The following is a 20,620-nucleotide window of genomic DNA, read 5'->3' as shown; positions in this document are numbered from 1 at the left end:
TGGCTCCTGGTCAGGCGGCGGTGGCGGCTTCGGCCGCGGGGAAGATGTGAAGGCGTCGTAACGGGATGCGGAGGCCGACGGCGGCGCCCGGTTCATGGCGTGTTGCGTCGTCGACCGTGATCTGCCGCCCGACCGCCTCGACGCGATAGCGATAGAGGCCGCCGGGATAGCTGCGCGCGGCGATGCGCCCGGGCACGAGGAGATCGCCCTGCGGCATCGCGTCGGGCGCCGCGAGGCTTGCGACGTCGTCGCGGAAATAGGCCACGGCCTCGCCCGTGGGCAGCGCCGTGGCATCGTCGTGCGCGAGCCGGGCGACCGCGGGGCCGGCACTGACGGCCGTCCCGTCCTCGTTGCGAGCGACATGCACGGGCAGGACGTTCTCGGCACCCATGAAATTGGCGATAAAGGCGCTCGCCGGCCGATCGTAGACCTCTTCGGGTGTGCCGACCTGGGTGATCCGGCCCGCCTGCATGATGACGAGCCGGTCCGCCATGGTCATGGCTTCCTCGCGATCATGCGTGACGTGGATGGCCGTGACGCCGAGCCGCTGCTGGATCGCGCGGATCTCGTGGCGCATCGCCATCCGGATCTTGGCGTCGAGATTGGACAGCGGCTCGTCCAGCAGCAGGATGCGGGGGTCGATCGCCAACGCCCGGCCGAGCGCGACGCGCTGCCGCTGCCCGCCCGACAGCGCCGTGACCTTGCGCTGCTCGTAGCCGCTGAGGCCCAGCATCGTGAGCAGCGAAGCCGCCTTGGCGGCGATCTCGGCTTTGGCGGTGCCCCGCAGCTTCAGCCCGTAGCCGATGTTCTGCAGCACGGTCATATGCGGCCACAGCGCGTAGGACTGGAACACCATCGCCATGCCACGCTTCTCCGGTGGCAGCAGGGCGACGTCACGGTCACCGACCATGATCGAGCCGGACTGCACCGGCACGAAGCCGCACAATGAGCGCAGAAGGGTGGTCTTGCCGCAGCCGGAAGAGCCCAGGAGAGCGGTGAAGCTGCCGGGGGCAAAGTCGAGGCTGATGCCGTGTAGGACCGGCGTGCCGCCATAGGCGACATGCAGGTCGCGCACCTGGATAGCCGCGCCGGCGCTCGACACGCCATGCGTTTCAGCCTGCACGATTCGTTCCCTCCACGCCGATGTCATTCTGCCAGAATGGAATTGTCCTTCCATTCCGCGACCGGCTTGGAATAAACGTAGCGATCCGTAGCGTGCTGATGCAACAGATTTGTGAACCCGAGATTTGTGAAGTCAGGATTTCTGAAACCAGGATTTGTGAAATCATGCCTGCCGACCAGCAATCGACCTGGCTCATGCCAAACAGTGACGACGAAGCCCTGCTCCCGTGGTTGATCCCTGATCTTGCGGAGTGCTTTGGCACGCCGGTGGCCATCGAGGTTGCTGGACGATGATGCCGGCCGAGCTCGCAATGCGGCGTTATGCCGTCCAGGGCCTCGTCGCCGAGGCCGGGCGCCTGGCGCTGGACTATTTTGGCAGGCAGGAAAGCCTCGGCGTCACCATGAAGGGCGCTCAGGACTGGCTCACGGTTGCCGACGGAGCCGTCGAGGATTTCCTGCGACAGCGGCTGGCCGTGCTCTTCCCAACTGACACGGTGATCGGCGAGGAGGGTGGCGGCGCAGCAAGCGATGCGGTCTGGATCATCGATCCGATCGATGGCACCATGAACTTCGCCCACGGCGACCGCAACTGGTGCATCTCGATCGGATTCCTGCTGAATCGCGTCCCCACCATCGGAATCGTGGCCGCACCGGCGCTGGACGAGCTCTATGTCGCCCAGCGCGGACAAGGCGCAACACTGAACGGGCGGCCGATCGCCGTCTCGGCCACCGAGGACCTCAAGCGCGCCTATGTCGAGCTCGGCTGGTCGACCCGCATTCCCTTCGAGCGCTATCTCGCCGTCCTCCAGCGCGGCAACGCCGCCGGCTGTGCGGTGAAGCGCTCCGGCTCGGGCGCGCTCGGGCTCTGCCATGTCGCGAATGGGCGCACCGACGCCTATCTCGAGCTGCACATCAATGCATGGGACGTCGCGGCCGGCATCGTCATCGCCGGTGAGGCGGGCGCATCGATCAATGATTTCTTCGCTGGCGACGGCATCAGCAACGGAAACCCGATCGTCTGCGCCACTCCCGCACTTGCTCCCCGGCTACGCGAGATCGCCGGAATTTCCTAAAGCGCGATGAGATTGGGATCATCATCGCGCTTTAGATTATTGTTTGAGCATGATCTCCGCGCAAACGCGTTCCGCGTTTGTCGCGAGGGAAAACCGCTTCACACTTTTCCGGATCATGCTCTAGCACGCGGCGCTCAGGGCTGCTTCTCCGGCATGATCTGGAGCAGCGGTTCGGGGCCGATCGAGATCTGGCCGGCGAATGGCCGGTCATGCGCGGCGATCAGCAGGACGGAAGCCGAAACGCCGGTCGCGAACAGCCCCATGGCGATTGCCGCCGCGAGGCGGTTGTCGCAATGGACGAGGCCGATCACCAGAAGCGCACACGTCGCCTGCAAATACAGGCACCACCATTTGACGGCGTTCACGGCGGCAAGGCTGATGATGATCCGCTGCCGGCGCGCATCCAGGGCCTGTTCGAGCGTGCTGATCAGCTCGCGCTGCACGGTTGCTTGCCCCGAACCCTGCGGCGTCATCGCGACGACGAGCTGCAAGGCGTCCGCGAGCGCCGACGGCGTCGCCTTCAGGGAGACCTCCCGCTGCGCCATCATCGGCCACTCCATTGTGACGGCCTGCCCGACATAGTCGCGCACCAGAGCGCGCAGGCGTGCCTCCTGCTCCGCCGGCAGGCCGGCGGCGAGCAACTCGGCGCTCCTCAAGGCGCTGGCCTCGCGGCTGACGGCAGCGCTGGCGCGATCGCTGTCGCCCCACACCTGCGCCGCCGTGAAGGCGACGAACAGGCCGAAGATGATCCCGAGCACCGGCAGCATGCCCGGCGAGATCGTCTTCAGCGATTTCGCGCGCGCCTCCGTCGCGAACACCATCACCGCCGCGAACAGGGCCGCGGCGAGAAAATAGGTGAAGCCGAAAATCACCAGCGCCATCCACGGCACCGGCAGGTTATGCAGCCAGTCGCTCATTTCATCTCATTACTTGCTTGGAAGCTCTTCAGATCAGTCGAATCGCTCGACGCGATTCCGCATGGTCACGATGCACGCCTCCGGTACGGCCTGTCCAGGCCGGGTTCATCGCTCGACATGGTCGATCAGCCGCGTGAGCAGGCGAAACAGCTGCCCACGCTCGGCCGCGTTTAGCGGCTCGAACGTTTCGGCAAGCACCTGGTCGGTCAAGTCCGAGCCGCGTTGCAGGGTCGCGGCTCCGGACCGAGTCAGGCTGTAGCTCACGATGCGCCCCCTGCCCGCCGAACGAATGACGAGGCCCTTTTCAACGAGGCGCGCTGCCAGCGCGCCGAAGGACTGGTCGGTCTGGAAGGTGTACTCCGCCAGGGCGTGCGACGACGCGCCAGGGTTGCGCTGGATCGCGCGAAGAGCATCCCACTGCGCGAGGGAAGAGCCGATTTCGGCGAGGCGCGCCTCGAACATCCGATGATGTCTGCTCTGGAGCTGTTTGATGGCACGCCCAAGCTCATCCAGGCGGATTGACACGATATAAACATCCTTATATAAATTACCTTATATAAAATCACGTCATCTGCCGGAGATGTCAATATGGTGCCGCAACCCACAGATCTGACGACCGCGGCGGCCAAGAGGGGATTGAAGGTCACGCAATTCGGCCGCGGAAGACCTCTCCTGCTGCTGCACGGAGGAGGCGGCATCGCGACGATCACATCGTTCGCCGAGGACATGGCGCAGTGCTTCAACGTCATCATGCCCACGCATCCCGGCTTTGACGGAACCGAGCGTCCTTCGGACATCGATGGCATCAAGGCGCTTGCCATGGGCTATGTCGATCTGATCGCGGATGCGGGCCTGAAGGGCGCAGTCGCCGTGGGCTTTTCGATGGGTGGCTGGATCGCGGCTGAAATGGCGGCCTCGCGTGTCGACGGCCTTGCCGGGCTCGTGCTGGTCGATGCCGTCGGCATCAAGGTGCCGGGCGAAACGGTTCTGGATGTGTTTGCGATCGCTCCGCCGCAGATTGCCGATTTCAGCTACCACCAGCCGGACAGATTTCGCATCGATCCGGCCTCGCTGAGCGAGGCGCGACGGCAGGCCATGCAATCGAACTTCGCCGCGCTGGCCTTCTATGGGCGTGCGCAAGACATGCAGGATCCCGATCTCGCAGCACGCTTGTCCGGCGTTGAGAGGCCGACGCTCGTCGTGTGGGGAGAAAGCGACCGCGTCGTCACGCCGGCCTACGGCCGCGCATTCGCCGAGGCCATTCCAGGCAGCCGTTTCGAAGCGATCGCCGCGTGCGGCCACCTGCCTCAAATCGAGCGGCCCGATGTGTTGAAAGAAATGCTGTCAGGCTTCGTTCAGGCGCTTTGAACTCCCAGGATCGATCTCCCAACGGCGCGGACCGCCGCGCGCAAAGCCGCCGCTCAGATCAGCCGTAAGCCGCGCAGGCTCGCATGCCCGCGCTTACCCACGATTCGGTCGTCAAGGCGGCATTGGAAAGCTCGATCGTTCGCATCATGAAGCGCTCTTGGTACATCATTATTTCAACCTTCGTCACGAGCGCTCTGAGGCCGTTCAAGCAACGGCCTTGTATTTCGAGGCTACAGCGTTCCAGAAAGTCAACGTGTAGGCCTGATCCAAAGCGACAGCGCGCGCGATCTGCTGATGTTTACGCAAGAAATCGTGCGTAAAGTCCGCTGCCCGCGGATCGATATATCCAATTCCGTTTGAAGTGCCGGATCCGAACGTCAACAACTTGGCAATCTCCTTCATCATTATAGTTTGGTGACGCCGTTCAAGACTCGGGTCGCGCCGCATCACCGCCGCGACGGCATCCGCCTGATTCTCAATCGCATGTTTCCAGCCGCGCAAGCTAGCTTGCAAGAAGCGTTGAACGACGTCGGGTCGCGTAGTTGCGAAGTGCTCGGAAGTGATGATGGTGTCGCGAGGAATAACGACCCCATATGCCGCAGGGTCGAGTATGACCAAGTCCGAAAATCCGCGTTCGCGGAGAGCTGGAAGTTGATTGTAAAATGTAGCCGCGGCGACTGCTACTTCCCCTTCGAGGAACGGCGTCAATGTCGCCGCCTGCATGACCTCGTTGACGCTTTCCAAGCCGATTCCATTTGCACGCAGAATAGCCCGAAGGATCAAGTGAATGCCCGTATACCACGTGCTGATCGTCTTTCCCTTCAGATCCGCGAAACTCTTTATATTGGTCGCTGGCTTTGCGACGAATACGACGTCGACTTTCTGAAATAGTGCGGCGATCGCGATGAGTGGTTGATTGTTGTCCCTGGCTGAGAGGAGGCTCTCAAAACCTCCGCCCTGTGCGAAATCCACCTTGCCTTCGGCGACAATCCTTTCGGGGTCGGTCCCCGGGCCACCAACTTCGATTTGGATCTCAAGGCCCTCCTCGCGATCGAAACCTTGCTCCTGGGCTACATAGTAGCCCGCAAACTGCGCTTGGTGGAGCCACTTCAGTTGTAGAGACACCTTGTCGATCATTTGATTCCGTCTGACGTTTGCGCCTTCTTTCGGTTTCCAATTTACAGCAAGCTATTGCGCGTTCCATCGTCTTGATTGAGCGGGAGTTTTTCTCCCATCCAACCTGAGAAGGGGCGGAGATTGTCGGCTGTCGGAATCATGCGTTCGTGATCGTCACACAGCATCATGCCGGATATGATGAGGCAATTTTCAAGCACGCGGGAGCGCTGCGTCGCGTCCGTCTTGCGCGCATAGGCGGCGGCGCTGCTTTGTTTCCGTCAAGTGCCGCCGGGGACGGGCCCGGCGTCAGGCGCTTGGCCGGCCGCCTTGGTTGAGCTGCGCCACGCCCTCGATCTCGACGAGGATCTCGGGGTGCGCGAGCTTGCTCACTTCGACCAGTGAGCAGGCCGGGAAGGCACCGGCGAAGAACTCCTTGCGCGCTTTCCAGACCAACTCGCGGTTGGCGATGTTCGTGACGAAGATTGTCAGCTTGACGATGTCGGCCATGCTGCCGCCGGCAGCCTCCACGAGATGGCGCATCCGGGTGAAGATCTGGATGGTCTGCGCGTACTCGTCGCCGCCTGTGGGGCTGAGATCCTTCGCCCGCGACGTGAGGCCGGAGATGTAGACGAAGTCGCCGGCCTTCAGGCAGTTGGACCAAAGGCCTGGTGCGGGCTCGGGGGCGTGTTCGCTCTTGATTTGGACGATCGGCATGACTGGTTCCTTTTCTCGCTGTGCTCGTGACGAAGGTCGGGGTGCCTATTTGTCTTTCGGGGCGAGGAACTGGCCGATGGTCTCGTCGGTATGGAAGACCGGCTTCTCATAGTAGTGAGGGCCGTCGTAGACCTCGATCAGCAGGCTGCGCTCGTGCGCGATCGTTGGTCCGTGAGGGTGATCCTTCGGATTCATGTAGAAGGCGCCAGGCTTCAACCGCAAACCGACGTCCGTGTACTCATAGTCGCCAGAGAGGCAGTACATGAACTGATTGGAGGCGTGCGAATGCTTGATCGGAATGCGACCGCCCTTGGCGAAGTCGAGCAGTGCGATGCTGGCGCCGGTCTGCTCGTTCTTCCAGAGGAAATACTGCTTGAAGCCGTATTCGGGGAAATCCAGCCACTGACGCGGATCCAGGTTCAAGGTATCGAGCAAAATTTCTTTGGTGATCATCTCATTCTCCGACACTGCAAGCCCGATGTGGCGGCGTCATGCCGCGCCATCTCAGTCCTGAATTTCAACGTTGCCCTTGGCGATGACGTCACGCCATTGCGCCTGATCCTGCACAATAAACTCCGCAAAACGCGCGCCGATGCGTATATCCGGATTCGCACCGAGCTCTACGAGCTTTGCACTGAAGGCCGGTGTCTGGGTGACGTCGTGGAATGCGGCCTGCAACCGCTCCCGCAGGGGATCGGGAAGGCTGGGAGGCGTCAGCATCCCGTACCAGGTGCCGAAACCGATGTCGCCAATACCCAGCTCGGCGAACGCAGGTACATCGGGCGTTACGGAGAGGCGCTTCGGGGCCGTCACCACGATGGCGCGGAGCGCGCCGGCCGTGATCTGTGGCAGGAGCTGGGGCGCATTCTCGAACATGAAGTCGATGTGGCCGCCAAGCAGATCGCTCATGGCCGGCGCACCGCCGCGGTACGGCACGTGCACGGCCTCGAAATTGCCGGCCCTCTGTCGGAACAACTCGCCCAGCAGATGCACGGACGTGCCAAAACCCGGAGAGCCGTAGCGGAGCGTACCGTTCTTGCTGGCGGCAATCAGATCCGCGACCGAGCGAACGGGTGACTGCGGATGGACGACGAGGAAGCTCGGCACCTGCGCCAACAGGCCGATCGGCGTGAAGGCGGTGGTTGTTTGGTAGGGCGGCGTTTTGCGCAGGTTCGGTCCGATGGTGAGCGGGCCGCCTGCGGTGAACAGCAGTGTGTAGCCATCATTGCTTGCCTTCGCCACGGTGGCGCAGCCGATCACGCCTCCGGCGCCGCCCTTGTTCTCGACGATGACCGTGCTTTTGAGAGCGTCGGCCATCCCTTCTGCCACCATGCGGCCGAGCGTGTCGGCCGTGCCACCAGCCGCATAGGGCACGACGAGTGTGATCTGACGCTCGGGATAAGCGGCGCGGGCAGGTGCCGCGGTGAGCAGCATCGCACCAGCGCCGGCAATGACGCTGCGACGGCTGAGCACGGCGCGTACCCCCGCAGGGGCATGGCGACGAGACTTGCGTTTTTTCATGTCAGTTTATTCTCCACCGGGCGAAACTAGCCGGCCGGCAAGTTGCGTGCGTAGCTGAAGCGCTGGACGAGCATGGCAATCGAGAAGCCAACGACCACCAGCGCGGTCGAAACCGCCGCCGCGACGGGATCATTCACGTCGTAGAGGTACTTGTAGATCGCCACCGGCAGCGTGATCTGCTCTCGCTGGGTGATGAGCAGAGAAATCGTGAACTGGTCGAAGGAGACGATGAAGGCGAGGATGGCGCCCGCGGCGATGCCCGGGGTCAGGGCCGGAAGCACGACGAGCCGGAACGTCGTAAATTTGCCGGCACCCATGAGCTCGGAGGCTTCCTCAAGCTGAGGATTGAGCTCCTGAACGCTCACGAGCACGGTGCGGAAAAGAAACGGAAAGACGATAATGACGTGCGCGGCGAGAAGCCCCTCGAACCTGTCGATGAGGCCGGGTGCATTGAAATAGTGCAGGAGCGCGATGCCGAGGATGAGGTGCGGCACGATCAGCGGGGAGAGGAAGAAGAACTCGATGACGCGGGTGACACGGAATTGGCGCAGGGCCCGCATGGCGAGCGCAGCCGAGACGGCGAAGCCGGCCGCGATCAGGGTGGCGAGCACTCCGAGTGCCAGGCTGCGAAAAGCGGGCATCAGAAAAAGGTCGCTCTCCCAGGCCTTGACGTACCACTTCAGCGAGAATCCCGACGGCGGAAAGCTGAAGTAGGACTTTTCGCTAAAGCTGAACAGCATGATGACGACGAGCGGGATCAGCATGAACGCGTAGACAAGGCCGGCGATGATTCGGACGACGGGAGACGGGCGCATCGCTACCGATCCTTGTAGCTGCGGATGTAGCGCGACTGCACGATGTAGAGCCCGATCACGACTGCGAGCAAGATGACGCTGAACGCGGTTGCGTGCGGCAGGTCGAAGAGCACCATCGCGTCGGTGTAGATGGCGATGGAGAGGTAGCGAATCGCGCTGCCACCCAGCATCAGGGGCGTGATGATGGCGCCGAGCATGAGGCTGAACACGAGTGCAGAGCCGGCGATGAGGCCCGGCATGGCCAATGGCAAGGTGATGTCGCGGAAGCGGCGCAGGCCGGACGCGCCGAGCGTTTCCGCCGATTCAAGCAGGTGTGGATTGATGGCCTCGAGGGAGGCCACGAGGGACAGGATCATGAACGGCAGGAACACCTGCGTTGCCGCGATGACCATGCCGGTCATGTTGCCGGAGAGTGCAATCGGCTTGTCGATGAGGCCGGCCGCCTTCAGCACCATGTTCACGACGCCCTGATTGCCGAGCATCAGCAGCCAGCCGTAGCTCCGCACGACCGTGTTGACGAGCAGGGGCGCGGCGACGAGGAAGTAGAGGAAGGGCTTCTGCCTGGGTTGTGCGCTGGCGATGAGAAGCGCCACCGGGAACCCGAGCAGCGCGCACAGCGCCGTAACGAGGAACGCGGCAAATCCCGTCTTGGCAAACAGCTCGAGCGAGCTCGCAGAGCTTAGGATGGCGCGATAATTTTCAAGGGTGAAGCCGGGCAGCAGGAGGCCAAAGTCCTGCCTCCTGAAGCTGGCATCGACCATCTGTACGAGCGGCACGGCCAGCAGGGCGAGAATGAGCAGTAAGCTCGGCGATGCGAGCGCGTAGCCACGTATGCGCCGTCGGAGACTCGACGCCTGATCTGTCGGCGTCGCGCTCATGACGCGGAGCCCGGCAGCGCCGCCGCGCCTTGTATGAGAGCGTTGACCTGCGCATTCCTGGACCAGGACTGGCTTGGACGGGTCATGACACGGGCCCGCAGTTCGATAGAGTTCTGCGCGCGCAGGACAAGCAGCGTCGTGCTGCCCTCGTTGATGACGTCGTCGATCACCGCGGGGATGCCGGGATCCGTGCCGCCAGCGATCGTGACGTGCTCCGGGCGTACGGCCACCTTGAAGTGCTGGGCGGGACAGGGCTCGCGCAGCTGGATCGGCAGGGAGGGGTCCAAACCGGCGACCGTGGCGGTCTTGCCGGAATCGTCCGCCCGTTCGCAGTCAAGCAGGGTCACGTCGCCCACGAAATCCGCAACGTAGTCGTTGACCGGCCGGTGGTAGACCTCCAGCGGCGTGCCCAGCTGCTCGATCCGGCCTTCGCGCATGATGGCGACGCGATCGGACAGAAAAAGAGCTTCCTCCTGATCGTGTGTGACGAAGAGGAACGTCGTTTTCGTCTCGCGATGGATGCGGCGCAGTTCGAGCTGCATTTGGCGGCGCAGCTTGAGATCGAGCGCGCCCAACGGCTCATCGAGCATGAGAATGGAGGGCTTCGTCGCAAGCGCGCGGGCAAGCGCTATGCGCTGCTGCTGGCCGCCCGAGAGCTGCGCGGGTCGTCGATCGGCGACATGTGGTAAGCGGATGAGGTCGAGCATATGCGCGACGCGGGACGCGATCTCCTTCGCGGGCAGACCTTTCACGCGCAAGCCATATCCGACGTTGTCCGCCACCGTCATGTGCGGGAAGAGCGCGTAACTCTGGAACACCATGCCGACGCCGCGCTGGCGCGGGGGCAGCCGTCCGACATCGCGCCCCTTGATGGCAACGGTGCCGGCCGTGGAGGATTCGAGCCCCGCGATGACGCGCATGAGCGTGGTCTTGCCGCAGCCCGAAGGCCCCAGAAGCGTAAGGAACTCGCCGTCGCGAATATCGAGGTCGACGCTGTGCAGCGCCTGGTACGCGCCGAAGCTCTTGCGAAGGTCTCTCACGCGCACCATCGGAGCCGTCGAGGCTGTCGCTTCCGGCATGGGGTGTCCTGCGATCCATCAGTGAAATTTCACAACATAAATAGATCTTGCTATTGTGCTGTCAAGCCGGTATTTTACGTAGTAAATACGTATATCTGAAAAGTATCACAGATCCTAACGTCGCGCTTTGGAGAGATGCGTCATGACCCTGCCTTGCCTCAGTCGCCGTTCCTTCGTCGCGGGTACGATCGCGGCGTCTCTTCCTGTTTTCTCGGAACGTGCAAGTGCCCAGGCAGGCAAGCTCGCGGTGAGCTGGTATCCGGGACTGCTGGGAAGCAACTTCAAGAAGGCGTTTCTTGACACCTTCGATGCCAAGGACAGCGTGCAGATCACCGAGTCCTGGGACAGCCCGCGCTTCACTCAGATGCAGGCGAGCCGCAATAGGCCCAACGTCGACGTCGCGACCTTCATCGACGTGCTGATGCCAATCGTGAGCAACTCCGGGCTGCTTGCCAAGCTCGCCCCGGCTGCGATCCCGAACCTCGCGTCCGTCGATCAGGAACTCCTGATCTGGAACGGGCTTGCGGTGCCTGCGAGCTACGGCAGTTGGGGTATCATGTATAACAAGAAGCGCGTCTCGAAGCCGCTCACGTCGTGGGGCGATTTGCTGAGGGAGGATCTGAAGGGACACGTGTCGCATCCCAACGTCACGTACAACTCTTCGATCTACTCGCTCGATGCGTTGGCTCGGCTCGGCGGTGGCGATCTCAAATCGCCCGACGCGGGGATGAAATCCATTCGCCAAATCCGTCTCTCAGGTCCGGGCCTCTGGGATCAGGAAAGCATCGCCGTCGGCTGGATGAAGACGGAAGAAATCTGGGCAACACCCTACTTCAGCGGGAACGCCCTGGCGCTGATGGAGGACAAGGACGTGCCGGAACTCGGCTTCGTGGTGCCGAGCGAAGGCGCATACGCCGTCCCCTTCAACATCACGAAGATTGCGAACGGCCCCAACGCCGCCGACGCCGATCGCTTCATCAACCATATCCTGAGCGAAGCGGCGCAGACAGCCTGGGTTGCCGCGGGCCGCAGCCGCCCCGCGCGCAAGGGCGTACAGGTGCCCGCGGCGGTCGCGGCGACAGTACCTGTGATCAGTCAGCTCCGCCGGATCGATTGGGCCTATTTCACCGAAAACCGCAGCGCCATCGTTGCAAAGTGGAACGAGATGGTGAACGGCTAGGAGCCGGACGCTTGGCGCCTGGCGGCGCGAGTACGGCGGGTGCTAGGTATCCTGATGGCATCGAAAGGGAGTCATCGGTTGGTGCAAGGTACGGTAACGAAGCGACGCGCACGAAAATCGAACGAGGCACCGCCCATGATCAAGGCTGTGCGCGGTGGCTCAAAGAGCAGCCTGCGTGACGCCGCCTACGAGAAGATCAAGCGCATGATCGTGACGCTTGAGCTCTCGCCCGGCGAGAGGCTCAACGAGCAGACGGTCAGTGACCTCGTTGGCATCGGGCGCACGCCCGTTCACCAGGCCTTGCAGCTTCTCGATGCCCAGGGCTTCGTCAAGATCATCCCGCGCAAGGGTCTGATTGTCCAGCACGACTCGCTGAATGACGCCCTGACCGTGCTCGAAGCACGCGTCGTCATTGAGACTGAGCTTGCCCGCATGGCCGCCCAACGCGCGAGCCCCGGCGCGATCGGCGATCTCGAGGCCAGCCTGGGCCGCAGCCGCAAATCTATGGAAGCCAAGGATTTCCAGGCTTTCATGGACAGCGACTGGCTGTTCCACAACGCGATCGCCTCGGCCGCAAGCAATGCGATCTTGAGCGAGATGTTCAGTGAGCTGCATGCTCGGGTCGAGCGGATCTGGTATCTTCGACCTTGGAAGCTCGAGAATCTCAAGCGCACGCATGAGGAGCACTCTGACGTGTTCCGAGCGATCGCCAATCGCAAGCCCGAGGCGGCGGCCGAGGCGATGCGCGCCCATCTCGATACCCTCCGCGCGAGCATCGTCGATTTGAAATCGTAAAGTCGCAGTAGGCGGACCGACGATGTTCTTGTCGGGGCTGGAAGGTCCGAATAAGCAAAGCACAAGGCATGCCTGCGACCAGGCCCTGCTTGGTTGTCCCTGCCGCTTTGCGTCGACATTGCGAGGCCAGCTATCGCTTCAGTCTAACCTCGAGGTCTGACGTTGCTAGATGAGCCTAAGCCCCTTCAGGCTCGCATGCCCGCCCTTGCCCACGATGATGTGGTCGTGCACCGCAATCCCCAGCGGCTTGGCGATCTCGATGATGGCCTTGGTCATCTGGATGTCGGCCTGCGACGGAGAGGGATCGCCACTTGGATGGTTGTGCACGAGGATCAGCGCCGTCGCCGATAACTCCAGCGCACGCTTGATCACCTCGCGGGGATAGACCGGGGTGTGGTCGACGGTGCCGGTTTGCTGCACCTCATCCGCAATGAGCTGGTTGCGCTTGTCGAGGAACAGGAGACGAAACTGCTCCTTGTCGGCGAACGCCATGCTGGAGCGGCAATAGTCGATCACCTCGTTCCACGACGACAGCGCATTGCGGCTCCTGACCTCACCCTTGGTCACGCGACTCGCCGCTGCCGCGATCAGCTTGAGCTGGTTGATGGCGGACTCGCCGACGCCCCCGACCTCGCGCAGCCGCGCCACCGGCGCGTGCACGACCTCGGCGAACGAGCCGAACGTCTTGATCAGCGCCTTCGCAAGCGGTTTCGTGTCGCGCCGCGGCAGCGCTGGAAACAGCGCCATCTCCAGAAGCTCGTAGTCGCTGAGCGCATCCGCGCCGGCGCTGTAAAAGCGCTCGCGCAGCCGCTCGCGATGGCCGTGATAGTGCGGCGGCTCTGCCGGTTCGGGCTTTGGATCGCTGGACTTGGGGGCGCTGGATTTGGCGGACATCGCGCGCCAGCATTGCCATGGACCATCGTTTTTGCAACCGCCAATTGCGAACACGTTCAGCGGCGCGGCTTCAGCCCTGGCACCAGCGCGGCCAACCGGTCCTTGATCTGACGGCCGAACATCGGCCCGCCCGCGGGTGGTGGTCCCGGCGGTGGTCCGCCGCGCCTGCCAGGTGGAGGCGGCGGGCCAACGCGCCCGACGGTCGCGTTTGCACGGCGGTCGACGCCGAGCGTCAAGCTCGCCACGTAGCGGTCGCGCTCCTCCTTCACCGCGCAGAAGGCGCGATGCTCGGGGTCGGAGTGCGCGATCACGCCATCATTGACGTTGAGGATGGCGCGCTGCCGCGCGCGATCCCCGTAGTCGGGAACGTTGGTGTAGATGAACTCATTCAGCGCGTCCGGGAAGTAGGTCTGCCCCGTCAGCACGGTTGCCTGACCCAGGAACACCTTGAAATGGATGTGTGTGGTGCGGCCGTCGTACCAGCCGGGATAGATCGTGTCGAACGTCACCCATCCGGCCTCGTCAGTCATCTGCGTGCCGCGCAAAAACGTCTTGCCGGTCGCGTCCACGTTGTGGCTATCGCTCTGGCCCGGAAACGCCGAATAGAGGCCCTTTGCGTCGCAATGCCAGATGTCGACCCGCGCGCCGCTGATGGCGGTGCAGGGACCTGCCTCGATGACGCGCAGCTTCAGCGTCAGGGGAATGCCAGGCTTGCCTTCGGTGATGTCCGTGCGCACGAGCTTGGGGTCGACGTAGAACGGCCCTTCCTCCGCCTGCGGCGTCAGGATGCAGGCGGGCTCGCTGGAGGCGGCAGGCTGCTCGGATGCCGCCCGCGCTCCGGTTGGCAGCAGGCCCGCGGCGCTCGCCGATACAAATCCGAGAAAACCACGGCGCGTCGACGTGCTCACCAAATCTCTCCTGTTCCTCTGACGACAGATCGTCATCGGCGAACGGAATGGCAAGATCAGGCTTTGAAAATGGCGATAATCAGCCCGGAGGTTTCCCACTGTTTCGCGCCGGCAGGGGCACCGTGACGGCGACCACGCCGGCGAGAATGAGCGCCATTCCGGCGGCAATCGACCAGGTGAAGCGCTCGCCGAGCCATGCGGTGCCGAGCGCCACCGCGAAGCCTGCGCGTAGATAGCTTCCGCTGGTCGTGCCGAGCGGGCCGATAGTGTGGATCAGCCGGAAATAGATCACCATCGCGAAGGCCGTGCAGACCATCGCGAGCACGATCACCGCCGCGATCGCCTGTGCCGGCGGCGGCGCCAGCGTCCAGGGGCGTTCGAGCACGGCAGCGGTGGGGAGCATCAGGATCGCGGCGCAGCTCATGGCCCCGGCTGCGGTGACGATCGCGGGGAGGTTCGAGAACCGCTGGCCCCATATCGGCGCGACCGCGTAGCACAGGCTCGCGCCGAGCACGGCCATCTGGGCGAGTGGCGCCGCCGTACCGATCCCGGACAGCGCATCCATGCCCATCGTCACGGCGACGCCCGCAAGGCCGAGACCGACGCCGACGATCTTCTGGCCGCTGATCGCCTGTCGTCCGCGCCCGGTCATCAGCGTGATCACCAGCACGAACATCGGCGGGGTCGCATTGAGCACGCCGGCAAGGCCGCTCGCGATATGTATCTCGCCCCAGCTGATCAGGGTGAACGGAGCTGCGCTTTGCAGCAGCCCCTGCACGAAAAAAGCTGCCCACACCGAGCCCTCGCGGGGAAGGGCGTGTCCCTGCGTCCGAGCGATCAGGATCAGGAGGATGGCCGCGATCGTCACCCGCACGGCGACCATCGTGAAGGGCGGAATCGTGGGGATCGCGACCTTGATCAGCGTGAACGAGCTGCCCCAGATCAGCGAGAGAAGCAGCAGGAGGCCGATCTCGAACATGAGAGAGGCTTGTCCTGACGTTGTTTGTTGCGCCTGCGTGCTCATGCGATTTGCTCCGGGATCTGTCCGCACAATGATCCAAAAGCCGCGGCGCTGGCTGGCTGGATTCGGACCTCATCGCCCGATTCGAGTCCGATTTCAGCTACTCGGCGAGCCCCGTCGAAACTATGATTTCGTCATGGCGAAGGCTTTGGCGCATCGGCAGACGCTGCCACCTCATCTCGACTGGGAGACCTGCGACCGGGCGCGGCTGGCGCGTGTCCGCGCATTCGACGGCCTGTTCTTCTCGGGCGTTCGCTCGACGCGCATCTACTGCCGGCCGGTCTGTCCGGTTCGCCCGGCGCGCTCCGAGAACGTCACCTTCTATGCGACCGCAGCCGCCGCCGAGCGTGCCGGCTTTCGCCCGTGCCTGCGCTGCCGGCCCGAAACGGCGCCGGGCTCTCCGGCCTGGATGGGGACAGCGACCACCGTTGCGCGCGGGATGCGCCTGATCAACGATGGCTTTCTCGATGGGGCGTCCATGACGGAGCTTGCCGAAGCCCTTGGCGTCGGGCCGCGCCATCTGCTGCGCCTGTTCATGCGCCATGCCGGCGCGAGCCCGAGCGAGATTGCGGCGACGCGCCGTGTGCAGGAAGCCAAGCGCCTGATCGACCAGACCGACATGACATTGGCGCAGATCGCCTTCGCGGCCGGCTTCGGCAGCGTGCGGCGCTTCAACGATGCGTTTGCGGCGACCTACAAGCGGCCACCGACGTCATTCCGCCGCCGGCGATAGGCGGGGCACGCAACCGCTACCTCGCTGTCATTCCGGGGCGGTCCGAAGCACCGAACTATGGTGCGCAATTGCGCACCTGAGAATCCCGAGATTCCGGGTTCGCTCGCTGATGCGAGCGCCCCGGAATGACACGCTGGCAATCACCCGATCTGCTTCTCGCCGTGCCGCTCCGACAGCGTGAAGATCTCGACGCCCGTGGCGGTGACGCCGACGGAGTGCTCGAACTGCGCCGACAGCGAGCGGTCGCGGGTCACCGCGGTCCAGCCGTCGGACAGGATCTTCACATGCGGCTTGCCGAGATTGATCATCGGCTCGATGGTGAAGAACATGCCGGGCTTGAGCTGCACGCCCTCGCCGGGCCGGCCGATATGGATGATGTTCGGCTCGTCGTGGAACATGCGCCCCAGGCCGTGGCCGCAGAAATCGCGCACCACGCTCATGCCCTGCGGCTCGACGAAGCTCTGGATGGCGTGGCCGATATCGCCGGTGGTGGCGCCGGGCTTTACGGCGGCGATGCCGCGCATCATCGCCTCATAGGTCACTTCGATCAGCCGCTCGGCCTTACGCGCGATCGGGCCGATCGCATACATCCGGCTGGAGTCGCCGTACCAGCCGTCGACGATGAAGGTGACGTCGATGTTGACGATGTCGCCTTCCTTCAGCGGCCGGTCGCCGGGCATGCCGTGGCAGACAACGTGGTTGAGCGAGGTGCAGGTCGAGTAGCGATAGCCGCGATACATCAGCGTCGCCGGATAGGCGCCGTGGCTGAAGGCGAACTCGCGGACGAACTCGTCGATGCGCGAGGTCGGCACGCCGGGGCCGACGATGTCGGTCAGCTCGTCGAGACACTTGGCCACCAGCGCGCCTGCCTTGCGCATGCCGACGAACGCATTCGGGCCATGCAGCTTGATTTGTCCGGTCTTGCGCAAGGAAGTATCGGTGGCTTCGACGTAGCTCATGAAGGTCGCGGTCTTTTCAGCGGAAGCGTTTGATTTCTGGCCCTAATTTAATGATCGCGGGCCGTCATGCAAGCTGCGCCGAGCCGCAACGGAGGTAAAAACCGTCTCAACTCGGGACTTCTACGGTGGTTTCGACCGGCAGCGCGCCGCCGCGGACGCGAATTTCGCGCACGGGGTAGGGAACCCGGATGCCCTCGCGCTTGAACGCGTCCCACAGCGACAGCATCACGTCGCTCTTGACGTTGTCCATGCCGTCGGGATCCGCGATCCAGAAGGTCAGCGAGAACTTCATCCCGGCTTCCGCGAATTCGGTCAGGATGCTGTTCGGCGGCTTGCCTTTCTGCGCACGCGGATGGGCGGCGGCGGTCTCGGCGGCGAGCTTGCAGACGAGCCGCGGATCGGCGTCGTAATTGGTGCCGAAGGCGATCTTCACCAGCGTGTTCTTGTCGGTGTAGGTCCAGTTGACGACCTTCTGCGTCACCAGATCCTCGTTCGGCACCAGGAATTCGCGGCCGTCACCGGCGGCGACGGAAATATAGCGCGTCTTCATCGCGCTGATGCGCCCGGTATTGTCGCCGATGGTGACGAGGTCGCCGGGCTTCACCGACTTGTCCGCGAGCAGGATGATGCCGGAGATGAAATTCGCGACGATCTTCTGGAGGCCGATACCGATACCGACGCCGACAGCGCCGGAGAACACGGCGAGCGCCGAGAGGTTGATGCCGACGGCGTCGAGCGCGATCACGACGGCCACCGTCAAAAGCCCGATGCGGATGATCTTGATCAGCAGCACCTGCACCGACGGCGTCAGGTCAGCCGTGGAGTTAATGCGGCTCTCGGCGAAATTGCTCGCGATGTTGGTAAGCCAGAGCGCGATGATCAGGAGCGCACCGGCCTTGATCACCAAAAGCGGTGTGAGCCGCAATCCGCCGAGCACGATCCCGAAGGAGTCGAGCAGATCGACCGTCGCATCGAGTTGGCCGATGATGGAGAGCGCCGCGACGAACCACGCCGTGATCGACACCAGCTTGACGATGACGGCGTTGCGCAGCACCGAGGTGAGGAGACGGATGACGAGCCAGGCAAGGCCGAGCTTTGCAGCCACCATCAGGAGATAGCTGCGGCTCGGCCAGGTCGCGTGGACCATCACCACGCGCTCGACGATCACCAGGAAGGTGAATACCGCCGTGGAGGCGCTGCCGACCAGCACGCGGACGAAGTGGCGAAGCGGCAGCGGCCAGCGCATCGCCAGCGAGGTCATGTCGATGCGGTTGCGGATGGCGGCCTCGGAGGCCCAGGCGATCCCAGCCGCTGCCAGCATCAGCCCGAATTGCAGGTAGAACCAGGGCGAGGCGATCTCGGCGCCGACGCTGCGCGCCGTCGTCTGCAAGAACTCCATGAGGTCTTTGAGGTCCATGTCTCTTAGAAGTCCATGTCTCTTTGAGGTCTATGTCTCTTTGAGGTCTATGTCTGTCGCGAGGGCTCGTTGGAGGCAAATCGGGAGGATTTGATTCGAGGCAGTGGCAGAATCCCACAAAGGACGCGGCCGGACCATCGATACACCGGCACGTGATGCGAGTTAATGCCGCAAAATCAAGGGCAGATTGCCGCGAGTGGCAGAAATGGGTTGGCGGGCAAGTGTGGCGACGATAAGGATGGTTTTACAATGATTTCCTCTCCCACGTGACGACGGATGGCGTCCCTCGACTCGGTCAGCATCGCGATCCTGCTCGGCGCCGTCCTGGTGATGGCGGGCATCCTGTCGAGCCTGCTCGCGTTGCGCTTCGGCGCGCCCCTGCTGCTCGTCTTCCTCGCCATCGGCATGCTGGCCGGTGATTCCGGCCCCGGGCAGTTGCAGTTCGACGACGTGCGAACGACCTATCTGGTCGGCTCGGTGGCGCTGGCGCTGATCCTGTTCGACGGCGGCCTGCGCACACGGTTCCAGAGCATCCGCGCGGTGCTGGCCCCGTCCGTGGTGCTGGCGACCGTCGGCGTGCTGCTGACCGCGCTGATCACGGCGCCGTTTGCAAAATACGCGCTCGACCTCAACTGGACCGAGTCGCTGCTGGTCGGCGCCGTCGTCGCCTCGACCGACGCCGCTGCGGTGTTCCTGCTGGTGCATACGCAGGGCCTGCGCCTGCGTCCACGGGTCGGCGCAACGCTGGAGGCGGAATCCGGCACCAACGATCCCTTCGCGATCTTCCTCACCCTGATGCTGGTCGAATACATCTCGCTGGGGTCGAGCTCGCCGGGTCACGTCTTCATGGAGTTCATCCAGGAGGCCGTGCTGGGCGCGATCGTCGGCGTGATCGGCGGCCGGCTGGTGGTGATCGCGCTCAATCAGGTGGCGCTGCCGCAGGGGCTGCACGCGCCGTTCGTGACGACGGCGGCGCTCGTGATCTTCGGCGGCTCGCAGATCATGCACGCCTCGGGGTTCCTCGCGGTCTATCTCGCCGGCATCATCATAGGCAACCGGCCGACCCGCGCGCATAATTCCGTGGTGACGTTCCTGGACGCCGCGACCTGGCTCGCGCAGATCGTGATGTTCGTGCTGCTCGGCCTGCTCGTCTCGCCGCAGCGGCTCGGCTCCAGCGCCGTGCCCGCGATCGGCGTCGCGCTGGTCCTGATGCTGATCGCGCGGCCGCTCGCGGTGTTCCTGTGCCTTGCGCCGTTCCGCTTCAACTGGCGGGAAAAGGTCTTCATCGCCTGGACCGGCCTGCGCGGCGCGGTCGCGATCTTCCTGGCCTCGATCCCGATGCTGGTCGGGCTGTCAAAGGCCTATCTCTATTTCGACGTCGCCTTCGTGGTCGTCATCATCTCGCTGCTCTTGCAAGGCTGGACGCTGGCGCCCGCCGCGAGGCGGCTGCATGTCGCGCTGCCGCGCAGCGAACGCGGCCCGCGTCGCGTGGAATTGGACCTGCCCGGGCAGCTCGAGCAGCAGCTCGTCGGCTATGCCGTGCGGCCCAAGAGCCTGTATTTCCGCCGCGGCCTGATCCCGTCCTGGTCGAAGCCGACGCTGGTCATCCGCAACGAGAACATCCTGACGCCCACGGAAGCCGACCCGATCGCGCCCGGCGACTACATCTATCTGCTGGCGCCACCGGAAAAGGCCGAGTCGCTCGATCGCTTCTTCGTCGACATGCAGCCGAGCACCGTGCCCGACCCGCATCTGCTCGGCGACTTCATGGTCTCCGGCGAGCACACGCTGGCCGAGCTTGCCGAGATCTACGGTGTCAAGGTGAGCGAGGACGAGGGCAAGCTGACGCTCGCTGATTATTTCGACATCCATCTCGACCGTGCGCCGAAGGAAGGCGCCGAGCTCGCACTCGACGAGATCGTGCTGGTCGCCCGCTCGATCTCCGGCGGCCGCGTCAATGTGGTCGGCCTGCGCCTGCCCGAGGACGAGGAGACGCCCGAGCCGGTGACGAGGATGCAGGCCCTGCGCCGCAAGCTCGCGGATTTGTGGACGTCGGTCGCGGGGGTTTAGTCCGTCGTGCAAGCGCGACGAAAGTTATTGGGCGGCCTAT

The 20,620-nt window shown here is 63.7% G+C and carries 22 protein-coding genes; 7 read left to right on the top strand and 15 right to left on the bottom strand.

Going from position 1 to position 20,620, the window contains the following annotated elements:
• Positions 1 to 10: 10 nt before the first annotated feature.
• Positions 11 to 1,123 carry an ABC transporter ATP-binding protein gene (locus NLM33_RS27700; protein WP_254100744.1) on the bottom strand — a complete coding sequence of 371 codons (1,113 nt, stop codon included), beginning with the start codon at positions 1,121 to 1,123 and terminating at the stop codon, positions 11 to 13.
• A 92-nt stretch (positions 1,124 to 1,215) separates the two neighbouring features.
• On the opposite strand from NLM33_RS27700, the gene NLM33_RS27695 reads away from it, so the two are divergent.
• Positions 1,216 to 1,416, top strand: a complete 201-nt coding sequence (locus NLM33_RS27695) for a hypothetical protein (protein WP_254100742.1) — start codon at positions 1,216 to 1,218, stop codon at positions 1,414 to 1,416.
• Positions 1,417 to 1,433: 17 nt separating this feature from the next.
• On the top strand, positions 1,434 to 2,195 hold the full coding sequence (locus tag NLM33_RS27690; protein ID WP_254100740.1) for an inositol monophosphatase family protein: 762 nt from the start codon (positions 1,434 to 1,436) through the stop codon (positions 2,193 to 2,195).
• Between the two features lie 134 nt (positions 2,196 to 2,329).
• Here the strand turns inward: NLM33_RS27690 and NLM33_RS27685 are convergent, their stop codons facing one another.
• Entirely contained in the window at positions 2,330 to 3,112 is a 783-nt protein-coding gene (locus NLM33_RS27685) for a DUF4239 domain-containing protein (RefSeq protein WP_254100738.1), read from the bottom strand.
• 105 nt (positions 3,113 to 3,217) lie between these two features.
• Entirely contained in the window at positions 3,218 to 3,637 is a 420-nt protein-coding gene (locus NLM33_RS27680) for a MarR family winged helix-turn-helix transcriptional regulator (protein ID WP_254100736.1), read from the bottom strand.
• A 66-nt stretch (positions 3,638 to 3,703) separates the two neighbouring features.
• Here NLM33_RS27680 and NLM33_RS27675 point away from each other — a divergent pair, with 66 nt between their 5' ends.
• Positions 3,704 to 4,480, top strand: a complete 777-nt coding sequence (locus tag NLM33_RS27675) for an alpha/beta fold hydrolase (protein WP_254100734.1) — start codon at positions 3,704 to 3,706, stop codon at positions 4,478 to 4,480.
• 204 nt (positions 4,481 to 4,684) lie between these two features.
• Here the strand turns inward: NLM33_RS27675 and NLM33_RS27670 are convergent, their stop codons facing one another.
• The 7 genes from NLM33_RS27670 to NLM33_RS27640 all read right to left on the bottom strand — a co-directional run bounded on the left by NLM33_RS27670 (position 4,685) and on the right by NLM33_RS27640 (position 10,573).
• The gene (locus NLM33_RS27670) at positions 4,685 to 5,617 is read right to left on the bottom strand and encodes an ABC transporter substrate-binding protein (RefSeq protein WP_254100732.1); all 933 of its coding nucleotides are present in this window, start codon (positions 5,615 to 5,617) and stop codon (positions 4,685 to 4,687) included.
• A 285-nt stretch (positions 5,618 to 5,902) separates the two neighbouring features.
• Positions 5,903 to 6,310, bottom strand: a complete 408-nt coding sequence (locus NLM33_RS27665) for a RidA family protein (protein WP_254100730.1) — start codon at positions 6,308 to 6,310, stop codon at positions 5,903 to 5,905.
• 45 nt (positions 6,311 to 6,355) lie between these two features.
• Positions 6,356 to 6,763 (bottom strand): cupin domain-containing protein, encoded by a 408-nt coding sequence (locus tag NLM33_RS27660; protein ID WP_254100728.1) that lies wholly within the window; start codon positions 6,761 to 6,763, stop codon positions 6,356 to 6,358.
• A 51-nt stretch (positions 6,764 to 6,814) separates the two neighbouring features.
• A complete protein-coding gene (locus NLM33_RS27655) occupies positions 6,815 to 7,744 on the bottom strand; it encodes a tripartite tricarboxylate transporter substrate binding protein (protein WP_254100726.1) in 930 nt (309 codons plus the stop codon).
• A 113-nt stretch (positions 7,745 to 7,857) separates the two neighbouring features.
• A complete protein-coding gene (locus tag NLM33_RS27650) occupies positions 7,858 to 8,646 on the bottom strand; it encodes an ABC transporter permease (RefSeq protein ID WP_254100724.1) in 789 nt (262 codons plus the stop codon).
• Between the two features lie 2 nt (positions 8,647 to 8,648).
• Positions 8,649 to 9,524: an ABC transporter permease gene (locus NLM33_RS27645; protein ID WP_254100722.1), complete on the bottom strand. Its 876-nt coding sequence runs from the start codon at positions 9,522 to 9,524 to the stop codon at positions 8,649 to 8,651.
• Positions 9,521 to 10,573 carry an ABC transporter ATP-binding protein gene (locus NLM33_RS27640; protein WP_254105898.1) on the bottom strand — a complete coding sequence of 351 codons (1,053 nt, stop codon included), beginning with the start codon at positions 10,571 to 10,573 and terminating at the stop codon, positions 9,521 to 9,523. Before NLM33_RS27640 ends, NLM33_RS27645 begins: the two co-directional genes overlap by 4 nt.
• 172 nt (positions 10,574 to 10,745) lie before the next feature.
• Here NLM33_RS27640 and NLM33_RS27635 point away from each other — a divergent pair, with 172 nt between their 5' ends.
• Complete coding sequence (locus tag NLM33_RS27635; protein ID WP_254100720.1) at positions 10,746 to 11,783, top strand: PotD/PotF family extracellular solute-binding protein; 1,038 nt, start codon at positions 10,746 to 10,748, stop codon at positions 11,781 to 11,783.
• 135 nt (positions 11,784 to 11,918) lie between these two features.
• On the top strand, positions 11,919 to 12,578 hold the full coding sequence (locus tag NLM33_RS27630; protein WP_254100718.1) for a GntR family transcriptional regulator: 660 nt from the start codon (positions 11,919 to 11,921) through the stop codon (positions 12,576 to 12,578).
• 165 nt (positions 12,579 to 12,743) lie between these two features.
• On the opposite strand, the gene radC is transcribed toward NLM33_RS27630, so the two are convergent.
• From radC to NLM33_RS27615, 3 genes are all read right to left on the bottom strand, one after another.
• A complete protein-coding gene (radC, locus tag NLM33_RS27625; protein ID WP_254100716.1) occupies positions 12,744 to 13,472 on the bottom strand; it encodes a DNA repair protein RadC in 729 nt (242 codons plus the stop codon).
• A 56-nt stretch (positions 13,473 to 13,528) separates the two neighbouring features.
• Entirely contained in the window at positions 13,529 to 14,380 is an 852-nt protein-coding gene (locus tag NLM33_RS27620; protein WP_254100714.1) for an intradiol ring-cleavage dioxygenase, read from the bottom strand.
• Positions 14,381 to 14,459: 79 nt separating this feature from the next.
• Positions 14,460 to 15,359, bottom strand: coding sequence for a DMT family transporter (locus NLM33_RS27615; RefSeq protein WP_254100712.1), 900 nt, complete (start codon positions 15,357 to 15,359; stop codon positions 14,460 to 14,462).
• A 178-nt stretch (positions 15,360 to 15,537) separates the two neighbouring features.
• Between NLM33_RS27615 and NLM33_RS27610 the strand changes: the two genes are divergently transcribed.
• On the top strand, positions 15,538 to 16,134 hold the full coding sequence (locus NLM33_RS27610) for a bifunctional transcriptional activator/DNA repair enzyme AdaA (protein WP_254100710.1): 597 nt from the start codon (positions 15,538 to 15,540) through the stop codon (positions 16,132 to 16,134).
• Between the two features lie 140 nt (positions 16,135 to 16,274).
• On the opposite strand, the gene map is transcribed toward NLM33_RS27610, so the two are convergent.
• Entirely contained in the window at positions 16,275 to 17,093 is an 819-nt protein-coding gene (map, locus tag NLM33_RS27605; RefSeq protein WP_254100708.1) for a type I methionyl aminopeptidase, read from the bottom strand.
• A gap of 106 nt (positions 17,094 to 17,199) precedes the next feature.
• The gene (locus tag NLM33_RS27600; RefSeq protein WP_254100705.1) at positions 17,200 to 18,510 is read right to left on the bottom strand and encodes a mechanosensitive ion channel family protein; all 1,311 of its coding nucleotides are present in this window, start codon (positions 18,508 to 18,510) and stop codon (positions 17,200 to 17,202) included.
• Positions 18,511 to 18,786: 276 nt separating this feature from the next.
• Here NLM33_RS27600 and NLM33_RS27595 point away from each other — a divergent pair, with 276 nt between their 5' ends.
• Positions 18,787 to 20,580 carry a potassium/proton antiporter gene (locus NLM33_RS27595; RefSeq protein ID WP_254100703.1) on the top strand — a complete coding sequence of 598 codons (1,794 nt, stop codon included), beginning with the start codon at positions 18,787 to 18,789 and terminating at the stop codon, positions 20,578 to 20,580.
• Positions 20,581 to 20,620 lie beyond the last annotated feature (40 nt).

It is taken from the genome of Bradyrhizobium sp. CCGUVB1N3 (assembly GCF_024199925.1).
Taxonomy (GTDB): domain Bacteria; phylum Pseudomonadota; class Alphaproteobacteria; order Rhizobiales; family Xanthobacteraceae; genus Bradyrhizobium.
This window is presented reverse-complemented; position numbering and strand designations above follow the sequence as displayed.